This is a genomic window from Stenotrophomonas sp. YAU14A_MKIMI4_1 (assembly GCF_003086855.1).
Classification (GTDB): Bacteria; Pseudomonadota; Gammaproteobacteria; order Xanthomonadales; family Xanthomonadaceae; genus Stenotrophomonas.
Genome location: NZ_CP025998.1, coordinates 1,189,697 through 1,202,493 on the forward strand (window position 1 = coordinate 1,189,697; position 12,797 = coordinate 1,202,493).

Consider the following 12,797-nt stretch of genomic DNA (forward strand, 5'->3'; position numbering starts at 1 on the left):
TGCTCTGCGCAAAGCAGTCGAGCAAGCTCGACTCTACGGGTATGAGGCGCACAGCAGTCGAGCAAGCTCGACTCTACGGGCAGGAGGCGAACGGCAGTCGAGCAAGCTCGACTCTACGGGTATCGGGGTGACGGAGGTGCCGGTCGCTGCCGGCACCTCCGTGGTGATCACATCGTGACCTTGCGCCGGTTGTCTTCGCTCACCCGGTCGATCAGCTTGTTGTACGGGTCGAACCCGGCTTCATCCGGCCTGGCGTCCACGGTCACCGTGATCGTCGGCGTTTCAGCGGTAATGTGGTGGCGCTGCAGGTACAGCACTTTTTCATCGCGCTCCTTGCCCGATGTCCCCCGCGCGAACACGCCGATCTCCATCCAGTCATCCATCGCCGCGGGGGTCTCCTTGCCTTGGCCGTCGGCATGGGACTTGGCTGCGTGCAGCTTCAGGGTCACCTCGTAGCGGCCGTCATCGCGCCGGCGCGCGGTGGCCGCCAGCAGACGGTTGTCGTACAGCGTGATCTTCTCGAACAGGTCGGTCACCACCTGTTGGCGGTCGGCAGGGGTTTCCTGGCGGATGTAGCCCAGCAGTTCGCGCGAGGTGGTGTAGGGCGGCTGCTGGTAGCCCTTGTCCTGCAGGAAGCGCTTCAAGGCACGGTTCAAGGCCTGCTCACCAATCTCCTCGCGCAGCCGGTAGAACGCCAGCGAGCCCTTGCGGTAGTGGATGTACTGCTGGTTCTCCACCCGTTCCAGCGGCAGCTCTTCGATACGCTCACCGCCACGGCCGGACAGATAGCTGTCCAGCTCGTCCTTCAGGAACTGGCGCATGTGCCCGCGACCGTATTCCTGTTCCATCACCATCAGCGCCGAATACTGGGAAAGTGATTCGGACAGCACCGTAGCGCCCTGCACGTTGGCGCCGATCACCTGGTGTGCCCACCATTGGTGTGCAACTTCGTGAGCGGTGACATAGAACACGTAGTCCACTTTGTCCGGGTTGCGCAGGTCGGCGATGAAACCGATCGACTCGGAGTAGGGGATGGTGTTGGCAAAGGACTGGGCAAAGCTGGAATACCCCGGGAACTCGATGATGCGGACCTGGCGGTGCTGGTACGGGGTGAAGTTGGCCTCGTAGCACGCCAGCGACTTCTGCACGGCCTCGATCATGCGGTCCACGTTGTAGGCGTGGGCCGGGTCGAAATACACCTCGATCGGAATGTCCTTGTACATGCCTTTCTTTACCTGCCAGCGTGCGGACAGGTAGGCATAGAAGTTCAGCATCGGGCGATCCATCGCGTAGCTGAAGCAGCGGCGGCCATCGACCACGGCTTCATGCTTCAGATAGCCCGGTGCCAGTGCGACCTGGTCGGGTGCAGTGCAGATGGTAGTGCGGAAGTCGAGCCAGTCAGCGTCATTGGAGACGTAGGTGTTGGCCCGTGCCGCTTCGTCTTCCAGCTTGGGCATGCGGGTTGGCTCGCCCAGCCCACGCTTGCGCCGTTCGTTGCGATCCTGCAGTTCGCTGTCCTGGTTGTAGCCGAACGACGGCAACAGGGTGCTGTTGAAGAACGTGCCGTTTTCCACGATCTGGCTCTGCGCCTGGCCTGAGGTGATGCCTGTGGGGTGCTGCTCGACGCGGAAGTGGAAGCGCCGTTCCTCGCCCGGCTGAAGGGGCGTGGCCAGGTGATAGATACGGTAGCCCAGGTCCTTGTCGTGGAAGCCAAGCGTCTGCCCGCCCAGGTCCACGCGCTGCAGATGGCGGTCATCGCCCATCGACAGGTGCACGTCACTGATCGGCGTGGCGTGGGTGTTGCGCACGGTCCAGTCGGCATCGATAGTGACCGACTGCGTTTCAGGGTGCAGGTCAACCCGATTGTCCACCGCCACGATGCGCGGTTGTGGCAGGCTGCGGTACCTGGACAGCTCACGCTCGTAACGGGCACGAAGGTCGCGCTCCTGGTCCGGCGAGCGGAAGTCGTTGCGGATGTTGGTGCTCCAGTACAGCCAGCCACCCAAGGCAACGAACGCCAGCAGCGAGGCGGCCAGCCCCGCACCGGTGGGCCCGCGCAGACGGCGCCCGGCCAGGGCCAGGCGATCACGCAGGCTGGCGCCGACACCGCGCACCCAGAAGGCAGAGGCCAGGCACAGCAATGCCGCCAGCAGCAGTGCCCAGTACGCCTGGAATGCGAGCTGCCCGGGCAGGAAGTGGCCGAAGCCGTTCATCGCCGAATAGGGCGCATTGGGCCAGCTGCCGAAGTTGTACAGGTTCTGCGTGTAATCCAGCATGGCCAGCGCGACCTGCGCGACCATCACCACGATCAGCAAGGCATAGCCGAAGAACTTGTTGTTGGTCAGCACCTGCAGCACCAGCGCCATGCCGCCCATCAGCACGTAGAACACCGAGCCGAGGGCCAGCGTCTTCAGGTACAGCAGGGGTTCCAGGTGGGTGTAGCCCTGGGCCAGCTGCAGCACCATGGAAACGAGCGCGCCGATGGCCTGGAAGCAGGCGATGACCACGATCAGCGTGCTGAACCGGGCCAGCAGCGGCACCCAGTTCGGTACCGGCATGGCATCTGTCACCTCGTTCAGGCGTGCGCTGCGTTCTTTCCAGACCAGCTCACCGGAGTAGAACAGCACGATGATGACCAGCAGCCAGCTGTAGGCGCCCTGCAGTGCCGCCAGCATTTCCGGGGTGACCGGCCAGATGGGCGTGCCATACATGGTGCTCTGGTTCAATGCGCCGGGGATGAAGTTGGCCATGCCCAACACCAGCAACACGATGAAGGGAACCCCGCGCAGCACGCCCCATGTGTCAAAGCGCACCTGGCGCAGGTACTGGTGCCAGGCGGTCAGCGCGCCGAAGCCGGGGCGGACGCGCGGTGCCACGATCCGCGCCGGGCGGTGGTCGCTGTTGGCAATGACCGCCTTGCGACCCCAGCGCTTGCGGCCGCTGCCGCTGCGTTCGGTGCGGAACAGAGCGAAGGTGGCGGCGAACAGGGCGATGGCCACGCCCAGCCACAACGCCCGGTTGGCCAGCAGGTAGCTGCCCACCTCGGGCAGCTGCGTGTTGCTCTGCTCGGCTGCCCAGTAGCGCACCGTGCGCCCGAGCGCACGCATGCCCAGCGGCTCGGACAGCACGGCAATCCACGTATTGTCGATGTCGCGCAGCAGCGATGCGCTGACGCCGTACAGCACCAGGTAGCAGACCAGGCCGATGTAGACCCACAGGATCGAGCGGGTCAGCGCTGCCAGCAGTGCCAGCAGGGCGGTGGTGAACACCACGTTGGGCAGCACGATCCAGGTGAATGCCCAGGCATAGCTTGCCAGGGAAACTGGCCCGACCCGGGCCTGGTCCACCCACGGCATGAACGGTGCCAGGAAGATGCCAAGCGCAATGATGGCGTACACCAGCAGGCTGGCACAGAGCGCTGCCAGCAGGCGCCCGGCCAGATAGTCGCGGCGCTTGATCGGGCTGGCAAAGATCAGCTCGGCGGTGCCGAGGTCGAAATCGCGCAGCAGTGCGTTGCTGACGAACAGCGTGGACACGAGCATGCACAACATGGTGAAGATGCCCATGAAGCGGGCAATGACGATGGGGGCGTTGCGGTGCACGTTGCCCAGGCTGCCACCGATCTGCACGGCTTCGGACGAGGCGGCGGCAAAGGCCAGGGCAGCAAACAGCAGTGCTAGCAGCCACAGCAGTGGCGAACGCAGCTGCTCGCGCAGCTCGAAGCGGAAGAAGGTCAGGATCATGGTCTACTCCGCTCAGGCCGCGCGGGCACGCGCCTGCAGGCGCAGGCGCTGGAAGTAGACATCCTCAAGATCGGGGGCCACTGCGCTGAAGCCGTCGCCGGGGTCGCTGGCGCTGTGCACATGGATCACCGGGCGCCCGCCCACCAGGCGCGAGGACAGCACCACATGGCGCGCCTCGTGGTCGGCCAGTTCGGAAGGATCCACCTGCTTGCGCCAGACTTGGTGCTGCAGGGCATCGATGGCATCGGCAGGGCGCCCTGTCAGCAGCACCTGGCCTTTGTTCATGATCGCCATGGTCGGGCACAGATCGGTGACATCTTCCACGATGTGGGTGGACAGGATCACCGCTACGTTCTCGCCGATGGCCGCCAGCAGATTCAGGAAGCGGTTGCGCTCTTCAGGGTCCAGGCCAGCGGTGGGCTCATCCACGATGACCAGGCGCGGATCACCCAGCAGTGCCTGGGCAATGCCGAAGCGCTGGCGCATGCCGCCCGAATAGGTCCCGAGCTTGCGCTTGCGTGCGTCCCACAGGTTCACCTGCTGCAGCAGGCCGTCCACCACCTCGCGGCGCTGGGCGCGCTGGGTCAGGCCCTTCAGAACCGCGAAATGATCCAGCAGGTCCAGCGCGCTTACTTTCGGGTACACGCCGAAATCCTGCGGCAGATAGCCCAGGCGGCGGCGCACGGCGTCCTTGTCGCGCAGCACATCAATGGGGGATTCGCCGGGAATGCTGAGGGTGGCCGATCCGCTGTCAGCTTCCTGCAGCGTGGCCAGGGTGCGCATCAGCGATGACTTTCCCGCACCATTGGGGCCCAGCAGCCCGAACATACCGCGCGGAATGTCCAGCGACACGGCATTGAGGGCGTGCACGCCATTGGCGTACGTCTTGGACAGCGAATCGATCTTCAGCATGCGACGTACACCCATTCCTTGTGTATGAACGTCGTTTATCGCGCTGAATGGGTGCGGGGGGAATCCCCCGTTGGTCATGGGTGGCCCGTAGCCGGGGGCGTCCAGCTTGCTCGACTGCCCTGGCCTGGGCTTTGTAGAGTCGAGCTTGCTCGACTGCGCTGCGCACGACAGTCGAGCAAGCTCGACTCTACCAAGGGGCCAGTCGAGCAAGCTTGTATGTTCCCGCCGGCTCCTACGAGGTATGTAGGAGCCAGGGTGGAGGGACCGTCAAGCAAGCATCTGCGGAGTCGAGCCGACAGACGAGTCGAGCGATCCCCATCCCGCACTGAAGTGACCCCCGGGAGTTGGACACCTAATCCGACCCCGAGGTTTGCATGAATAGATATGAGGTTTGTTTCAAATTGCAGGTCGCCGAAGAGGCCTGTAACACCTCCACATCGGTCAAGGCCGTTGCCCGCCGCCATGGCCTGGAGTTCTCCACGGTGAGGCGCTGGGCAGCGACCTACCGGCTGCATGGGCGACCGGGGTTTGAGCGCAAACCCCGGTCCTACGATCTCCAGTTCAAGCTGGCCGTCTTGGAGAAGATGAGTCAGGACGGCATGTCCGCGCGTGAGGCCACCACTTTCTTCCAGATCGGCAGCGCCGGCGCGGTGGGTGAATGGCGGCGGTTGTATGCTGACGGGGGTGCCCAAGCGTTGGCACTGCCACCATTACCGCCTCAAAAGCCGATGAAAAAGACCCGCTCGTCCAAGCCCGCCGAGGACATGAGCCGCGATGAGCTCCTCAAGGAAGTGGCCTACCTGCGTGCGGAGACCGCTTACCTAAAAAAACTCGATGCCTTGATCCGGGAAGAGCAGGCGGCGCAGCGCGCAAAGCGCAAGCCATCCAAGGATTGAGGCAGACCTACGCGCTGCCGCTGTTGCTCGAGGCGGCTGAGCTCTCTCGCAGCACGTTCTATTACCAGATCAATGCCTTGGCCCATCCCGACGGGGGTGAGGAGGAACTGCGTGAGCGCATCCGCTCGATCTACGACAAGCACCAAGGGCGCTACGGCTACCGCCGCATAACGCTGGAGCTGGCCAATCAGGGCGAAGCCATCAACCACAAGCGGGTGCAGCGGCTGATGACCGAACTGGGCCTGCGCTCGCGGGTACGCATCAAGCGCTATCGCGCGTTCAAGGGAGCGGCCAATGTCGTGGTTCCCAACGACCTGGGCCGCCAGTTTGAGGCTGAGATGCCCAATCGCAAGTGGGTGACCGATGTAACCGAGTTCAAGGTGCAGGGCATGAAGCTCTATCTTTCGCCGATCATGGACCTCTACAACGGCGAAATCGTGGCATACCAGATGAAGCGCCGGCCCGTGTTTGACCTGGTGGGTGAAATGCTGGACCAAGCGATCAGGAGGCTTTCACCGGAAGATCGTCCGATGATCCACTCCGACCAAGGCTGGCACTACCAACACGAAAACTACCGCCACAAGCTCGAAAAGCACTCGCTGAAACAGAGCATGTCCCGGCGTGGCAACTGCCTGGACAACGCGGCCATGGAAAGCTTCTTCGGGACCCTGAAGTCGGAATTTTTCTACCTGAACACCTTTGACAGCATCGATAGCCTGGAAGCTGGGCTGGTGGAGTACATCCGGTACTACAACGAGAATCGTATCCGCTTGAAACTAAAGGGCTTGAGCCCCGTACAGTACCGGGAGCAGGCCGCGCTGGCCGCCTGATCCCCCACCTGTCCAACTTCAGGGGGTCACTTCACCAGAAAGCTGGCCAGAATCGCGTGGGGCGTCTTCAAGAGCGGCCGGGATTTCGACCCGAGCATGCTGAAAGTGGGTGAAGCCTGCTTCCAGCAGACTTGACCACGAACATAGGATCTCGACTCTACCAAGGGGCCAGTCGAGCAAGCTCGACTCTACCAAGGGGCCAGTCGACCAAGCTCGACTCTACCGGTTACCGGTGCAGCGAGGATTCGCGCGCGACCAGTTTCACCGGAATGCTCAGGCCGTCCACGGGCTGGCCGTTGATCAGCGCCAGCAGTTTTTCCACCAGCAGCTGCCCGGCCTGCTTGGTGTCCTGCTGCACGGTGGTCAGCGGCGGCGATACCGAGGCTGCCAGCGGAATATCGTCGAAGCCGGTTACCGCCACGTCCTGCGGCACGCGCAGGCCGCGTTCGCGCAGGGCACGCAGCGCGCCAATGGCGATCAGGTCGCTGGCCGCGCAGATGGCATCGATCGGGCCGCCGCTGCCCAGCAGCTGCAGGCAGGCCTCGTAGCCGGAGGCTTCGGTGGTGATCGCATCGTGCTGCAATGCCGGCTCGGCAGTCAGGCCGCGTGCCTGCAGCGCTGCCACGTGGCCGCGATAGCGCTCTTCGAATTCGGGGTAATGGCTGGACGCGTGGCCGAGGAAGGCGATGCGGCGGCAGCCCTGGTCGAGCAGATGGCCGGTGATGTCATGCCCGCCCTGGAAGTTGTCGCTGCCGATCGATACCCCGGGCTGGCCGGGCAGGGCCGCGCCCCAGCGCACGAAATGGGTGCCTTGTTCGACCAGCCGCTGCAGGCGGTCGCGCGACTGGTGGTAATCGCCGTAGCCCAGCAGGATGATGCCGTCGGCCTTGTTGCTGTCTTCGTAGTCGGCCTGCCAGTCGGTGGACAGCTGCTGGAAGGACACCAGCAGGTCCTGCCCGTGCAGGGCGCAGGCGCGGGTGATCGAGCCCAGCATGGAATGGAAGAACGGGTTGATCAGCGAATCGTCGTTGGTGGGGTCTTCGAAGAACAGCAACGCCAGCGTGCCGGCATTGCGCAGGCGCAGGCTGGAGGCGTTCTTGTCGACCTTGTAATTCAGCTCGCGGGCGATGCGCAGGATGCGCTCGCGGGTTTCCGCATTCACCATCGGGCTGCCACGCAGGGCGCGCGACACCGTGGGCTGGGACACCCCGGCCAGGTGGGCGATGTCCAGGGAAGTGGCTTTGCCTTTGATCGTCATTGTCCGGGTGGGGAAGAACGGGCGGTGCAGGACGCATGATGCCATGCGGTGGGCCCGGCCGAGACAGGCGTTGGCCCGCTCGTGACCGTGCCGCATCTGCCATGGCCGTGGCGCAGGTCGCGTGCTGCGCCACTGTCTGCATCGAACCGGCCGGATTGCGCGCCGGGCGGGTCACGGCGGCCCGGAGAGCCCCGATTCTTCAGCCGCAAATCATTGCCCTGCAACGATTTTCCCGGGTTCCGCCCGGCTGCGCCGGTCGTCGCAGGGCAGGCGCTGGCCGGTGGCGATGTTAAGATGTACCGTTCTTGCATCCCCCAAATTTCACCAAGGGTGGCCCCGGCCACGGCATGCCCGGTCACGGCGTGCTATCACTGGCGGCCTGCCCTTGGACAACGGACGAAGGTACCTATGGCGCGCGGCATCAACAAAGTCATCCTGGTCGGCAATCTCGGCAACGACCCGGACGTGAAGTACACCCAGGGCGGCATGGCGATCACCCGCATCAGCCTGGCCACCACCAGCGTCCGCAAGGACAAGGACGGCAACCAGCAGGAACGCACCGAATGGCACCGCGTGGTGTTCTTCGGCAAGCTGGGCGAGATCGCTGGCGAGTACCTGCGCAAGGGCAGCTCGGTCTACGTCGAAGGCAGCCTGCGCTATGACAAGTACACCGGCCAGGATGGCGTGGAGAAGTACTCCACCGACATCATTGCCGATGAAATGCAGATGCTGGGCGGCCGCGGTGACGGCGGCGGTGGCGGCAACTACGGCGGCGACCGTCCGCAGCGCCAGCAGGCACCGCGCCAGGAGTACGGCGGCGGTGGCGGTGGCCAGCGTGGCGGCCAGGGCGGTGGTTACGGCAACCAGGGCGGTGGCAACCAGGGTGGCGGCTACGGCAACCAGGGCGGCAACCAGGGCGGCGGCTATGGCAACCAGGGTGGCAACCAGCGCCCGCAGCCGCAGCAGGCACCGCCGATGGACGACTTCGCTGACGACGATATTCCGTTCTGATCGAACGCGCGTCTGCAGCAGAAAAGAAAGCCCCGCTCATGCGGGGCTTTTCTTTTTCCGCGATGTCATCGCAGTGGTGCCCCGCAGCATGCGTTTTCGTGCACCGCGTCTTGCAAAAAAAATACTTCCTCCCGTATGGTGCAATCGATTGCATTGCAGTGAATCGTTTGCGTTTGCTACCGGTTGGGAGGCCGGTAAGTGGATGGCCATTCATTCAAGCGGACCGGCACCGGCGCCGGGCTTCACACGCCGGGACGCATTGCGTGTCGCACTTGCCGGGGGGGTGGGACTGGGTGTTGCCGCTGCAGGCGCGTTGCCCGTCCCCGCCGATGCTGCACCCCTCAAAGGCCGCCTGAAGCACGCTGTCGCTCGCTGGACCTTCCCGCAGTTGTCGGTCGCCCAGCTCTGCCAGACCGTGAAGGGCCTCGGCTTTGCCGCCATCGACCTGGTTGGCCCGGAGGACTGGCCCACCTTGAAGGCACATGGCGTGGACAGCTCGATGTGCAACGGCGCGGAGCTGGGCCTGACCAAGGGCTTCGCCGGCCGCGAATTCCACGATGAACTGGTGGCGCGCTACACGCGGCACATCGACCTGGTAGCCGATGCCGGCTATCGCAACCTCATCTGTTTTTCCGGCAACCGCAATGGCATGGACCCGCAGCAGGGCATGGCCAACGCCGAAGCCGGCCTCAAGCGCATCCTCGGCCACGCCGAGAAACGCGGCGTCGTACTGGTGATGGAACTGCTGAACTCCCGCGTGGACCATCGAGACTATCTGTGCGACCACTCGGCCTGGGGCGTGGAGCTGTGCAAGCGGCTCGGCTCGGACAATTTCGGCCTGCTCTACGACATCTACCACATGCAGATCATGGAAGGCGACATCATCGCCACCATCGGTCGGGACCACGCGTACTTCAAGCACTACCACACCGCAGGCGTGCCTGGCCGGCACGAGATCGGCGACCAGCAGGAACTGAACTATCCGGCCATTTGTCGCGCGATCGGCGACACCGGTTTTGATGGGTATCTGGCACAGGAATTCATGCCTGCGTTGCCCGATCCCATTGGCTCATTGCGCGAGGCGATCCGTCTCTGCGACGTCTGAAACGATATCCACCCAGGTGATAGACCCATGGCAGATAATCATTACGACGCCATCGTTGTTGGCTCGGGAATCAGTGGCGGTTGGGCAGCGAAGGAACTGACCGAGAAAGGTCTGAAGGTGCTGATGCTCGAACGCGGGCGCAACATCGAGCACGTGAAGGACTACGTCAATGCGATGAAGGAGCCGTGGGATTTCCCGCATCGCAACCGGCCGACCCAGGCGATGAAGGCGGCCTTCCCGGTGCTGATGCGCGACTATGCGCTGGCCGAGAACCTGGAGGGCATGTGGGCCGACGAACAGGACTCGCCCTACATTGAAACGAAGCGCTTCGACTGGTTCCGCGGCTACCACGTCGGTGGCCGTTCGCTGATGTGGGGGCGGCAGAGCTATCGCTTCTCCGATCTGGATTTCGAAGCGAACCTCAAGGACGGCATCGCCACCGACTGGCCGATCCGCTATGCCGACATCGCGCCGTGGTACGACCACGTGGAGAAGTTCGCTGGCATCGCCGGCACGCGCGAGGGGTTGGACGTTCTGCCTGATGGTGAGTTCCTGCCGCCGATCCCGCTGAACATCGTCGAGAAGGACGTGGCCGCGCGCATCCAGAAAGCCTTCGGTGGCACGCGCCACATGATTCATTCGCGCACCGCCAACATCACAAAGCCCATGCCCGAGCAGGGCCGGGTCAACTGCCAGTACCGCAACAAGTGCATCCTCGGCTGCCCGTTTGGCGCCTACTTTTCCACCCAGGCAGCGACGCTGCCGGCGGCGATGAAGACCGGCAACCTGACACTGCGTCCGTTCTCGATCGTCAAGGAAGTGCTCTACGACAAGGACCGCAAGCGCGCGCGTGGCGTGCAGGTCCTCGACGCCGAGACCGGCCAGACCTACGAGTACACGGCCAAGGTCATCTTCCTCAATGCCTCGTCGTTCAATTCGACCTGGCTGCTGATGAACTCGGCAACCGATGTCTGGGAAGGGGGCCTGGGGTCCTCGTCCGGCGAGCTGGGGCACAACGTGATGGACCATCACTTCGGCGCGGGCGCATCGGGGCGCGTGGAAGGCTACGACGACAAGTACTACTTCGGCCGCCGCCCCTGTGGCTTCTACATCCCGCGCTTCCGCAATGTTGCAGCGGACAAGCGCGGCTACCTGCGCGGGTTCGGCTACCAGGGTGGCGCCAGCCGCAACGGCTGGTCGCGCGAGATTGCCGAGCTGAACATCGGCGCCGACCTGAAGGAGGCGTTGAGCCTGCCGGGTGACTGGCGCATCGGCATGACCGGCTTCGGCGAAATGCTGCCGCACCACGACAACACGATCCGCCTGGACCACGACCGCAACGACAAGTGGGGGCTGCCGGTGCTGGCGATGGACGTGGCGATGCGCGAGAACGAAAAAGCGATGCGCAAGGACATGGCGGCCGACGCGGCCGAGATGCTGGAAGCGGCCGGGGTCAAGGACGTGGAGATGCACGACAACGACTACGCCCCGGGCAAGGGCATCCACGAAATGGGCACCGCGCGCATGGGGCGTGACCGCAGGACGTCGGTGCTGAACGCGCACAACCAGGTCTGGGATGCGCCCAACGTCTATGTCACCGACGGCGCGTGCATGACCTCCAGTGCCTGCGTGAACCCGTCGCTGACCTACATGGCGCTGACCGCGCGGGCGGCCGATCACGCGGTGCGTGAACTGAAAGCGGGGAATCTGTGATGGACCGCCGTGAACTGTTGAAGATGATCGTTGCCGCCACCGGTGCGGCCATGGTCGGCCTGCCTGCGCTGGCCAGCGGCAAGCTGCCAGCGGCCGCGGCGGGCGTGTCCTTTACCGACGCCGAGATCGCTACGCTCGATGAGATCGCCGAGACCATCCTGCCGCGCACGCAGACACCCGGCGCGAAGGACGCGGCAACCGGCGCCTTCATGGCGCGGTTCGTGACCGACTGCTACACCGCACGGCAGCAGGCCACGTTCCGTGCCGGCCTGGCCGACATCGAAAAGCGTGCGGGCGGCAGCTTCGTCGCCCTTGCAGCCGAGGCGCGCACCGATCTGCTGCGCACGCTGGATGCCGAAGCCCGCAGGCGCACAGTGGACGTGAGCGAGACCGGTACCGCCGAGACGGCGAAGGCGATGCCGCATCCGTTCACCATGATCAAGCAGTTGGCCATCTTCGGCTTCTTCACCTCAAAACAGGGCGCGACCGAAGTACTGCACTACGTCGCCGTGCCGGGACGCTACGATGGCGACATGGCCTACGCGCCAGGCACGCCGGCCTGGGCCACCAGCTGATGGAGCATGACAGGATGATCAGACCTTTCTTGATGGCCGCCGGCGTGCTGGCGGCGGTGCCGGTGTTCGCGCAGGCCGGCGCCGAGCGCGACCCGGCGAAGACCGAGGTGTGGGCAGCGGTGCCTGCCGTCGCAACCCCAATCGGCGCTGCGCCGTCCGATGCGATCGTGCTGTTCGATGGCAGGGATGTGTCCGCTTGGGAGGCCGAGCAGGGCGGCCTTGTGCCGTGGACAGTGGCCAACGGTGCGATGACCGTGGTGCCGGGCAGCAAGGGCATCCGCACCCGGCAGCGCTTCTGCGACATGCAGCTGCACGTCGAGTGGCGCAGCCCCACCGAAACCAAGGGTTTCGATGGCCAGGACCGCGGCAACAGCGGCATCTTCCTGCAGGAGCGCTACGAGCTGCAGGTGCTCGACAGCCACGACAATCCGACCTACGCCAACGGCCAGGCCGGGTCGATCTACAAACAGGCCATGCCGCTGGTGAATGCCTCGCGCGCGCCCGGCCAGTGGCAGGTGTACGACATCATCTGGAAGGCGCCGCGCTTCTCGGCCGGTGGTGGGCTGACCTCGCCGGCGCGCATCACCGTGCTGCATAACGGCGTGCTGGTGCAGAACGACACGGTGCTTGCAGGCCTGACCGAATACATCGGTGCGCCGTCGTACTCGCCACATGGATGCGCGCCGCTGTATCTGCAGGAACACGCATCCAAGGTCAGCTACCGCAACATCTGGGTGCGCGAGCTGTAACGGCC

At 64.4% G+C, this 12,797-nt stretch carries 9 protein-coding genes; 6 read left to right on the top strand and 3 right to left on the bottom strand.

Annotated elements, in window-relative coordinates:
* Positions 1 to 167 precede the first annotated feature (167 nt).
* Entirely contained in the window at positions 168 to 3,743 is a 3,576-nt protein-coding gene (locus tag C1931_RS05445) for a M1 family aminopeptidase (RefSeq protein WP_108755625.1), read from the bottom strand.
* A 12-nt stretch (positions 3,744 to 3,755) separates the two neighbouring features.
* Positions 3,756 to 4,655, bottom strand: coding sequence for an ABC transporter ATP-binding protein (locus C1931_RS05450; RefSeq protein WP_108755626.1), 900 nt, complete (start codon positions 4,653 to 4,655; stop codon positions 3,756 to 3,758).
* Positions 4,656 to 5,029: 374 nt separating this feature from the next.
* On the opposite strand from C1931_RS05450, the gene C1931_RS05455 reads away from it, so the two are divergent.
* Positions 5,030 to 6,381 (top strand): IS3 family transposase gene (locus tag C1931_RS05455; RefSeq protein WP_108755627.1). Its coding sequence is split into 2 segments (ribosomal slippage): positions 5,030 to 5,477 and positions 5,477 to 6,381, totalling 1,353 coding nucleotides; the frame shifts between segments, so codons are not numbered across the junction.
* A gap of 226 nt (positions 6,382 to 6,607) precedes the next feature.
* Here C1931_RS05455 and C1931_RS05465 read toward each other — a convergent pair.
* Positions 6,608 to 7,639, bottom strand: coding sequence for a LacI family DNA-binding transcriptional regulator (locus C1931_RS05465; RefSeq protein WP_108755628.1), 1,032 nt, complete (start codon positions 7,637 to 7,639; stop codon positions 6,608 to 6,610).
* A gap of 408 nt (positions 7,640 to 8,047) precedes the next feature.
* On the opposite strand from C1931_RS05465, the gene ssb reads away from it, so the two are divergent.
* From ssb to C1931_RS05490, 5 genes are all read left to right on the top strand, one after another.
* Positions 8,048 to 8,650 (top strand): single-stranded DNA-binding protein, encoded by a 603-nt coding sequence (gene ssb / locus C1931_RS05470; protein ID WP_108755629.1) that lies wholly within the window; start codon positions 8,048 to 8,050, stop codon positions 8,648 to 8,650.
* 202 nt (positions 8,651 to 8,852) lie between these two features.
* Positions 8,853 to 9,755 (top strand): TIM barrel protein, encoded by a 903-nt coding sequence (locus C1931_RS05475; RefSeq protein ID WP_108755630.1) that lies wholly within the window; start codon positions 8,853 to 8,855, stop codon positions 9,753 to 9,755.
* 27 nt (positions 9,756 to 9,782) lie between these two features.
* Positions 9,783 to 11,468, top strand: a complete 1,686-nt coding sequence (locus C1931_RS05480) for a GMC family oxidoreductase (RefSeq protein ID WP_108755631.1) — start codon at positions 9,783 to 9,785, stop codon at positions 11,466 to 11,468.
* Positions 11,468 to 12,043, top strand: coding sequence for a gluconate 2-dehydrogenase subunit 3 family protein (locus C1931_RS05485; protein ID WP_108755632.1), 576 nt, complete (start codon positions 11,468 to 11,470; stop codon positions 12,041 to 12,043). The genes C1931_RS05480 and C1931_RS05485 overlap by 1 nt, the downstream gene beginning before the upstream one ends.
* The gene (locus C1931_RS05490; protein ID WP_199913910.1) at positions 12,043 to 12,792 is read left to right on the top strand and encodes a DUF1080 domain-containing protein; all 750 of its coding nucleotides are present in this window, start codon (positions 12,043 to 12,045) and stop codon (positions 12,790 to 12,792) included. Before C1931_RS05485 ends, C1931_RS05490 begins: the two co-directional genes overlap by 1 nt.
* Positions 12,793 to 12,797: the final 5 nt, after the last annotated feature.

Coding starts and splice junctions, on each gene's coding strand:
- C1931_RS05445 (WP_108755625.1), bottom strand. CDS start 3,743: ATGATCCTGACCTTCTTCCGCTTCGAGCTGCGCGAGCAGCTGCGTTCG.
- C1931_RS05450 (WP_108755626.1), bottom strand. CDS start 4,655: ATGCTGAAGATCGATTCGCTGTCCAAGACGTACGCCAATGGCGTGCAC.
- C1931_RS05465 (WP_108755628.1), bottom strand. CDS start 7,639: ATGACGATCAAAGGCAAAGCCACTTCCCTGGACATCGCCCACCTGGCC.
- ssb (WP_108755629.1), top strand. CDS start 8,048: ATGGCGCGCGGCATCAACAAAGTCATCCTGGTCGGCAATCTCGGCAAC.
- C1931_RS05475 (WP_108755630.1), top strand. CDS start 8,853: ATGGCCATTCATTCAAGCGGACCGGCACCGGCGCCGGGCTTCACACGC.
- C1931_RS05480 (WP_108755631.1), top strand. CDS start 9,783: ATGGCAGATAATCATTACGACGCCATCGTTGTTGGCTCGGGAATCAGT.
- C1931_RS05485 (WP_108755632.1), top strand. CDS start 11,468: ATGGACCGCCGTGAACTGTTGAAGATGATCGTTGCCGCCACCGGTGCG.
- C1931_RS05490 (WP_199913910.1), top strand. CDS start 12,043: ATGGAGCATGACAGGATGATCAGACCTTTCTTGATGGCCGCCGGCGTG.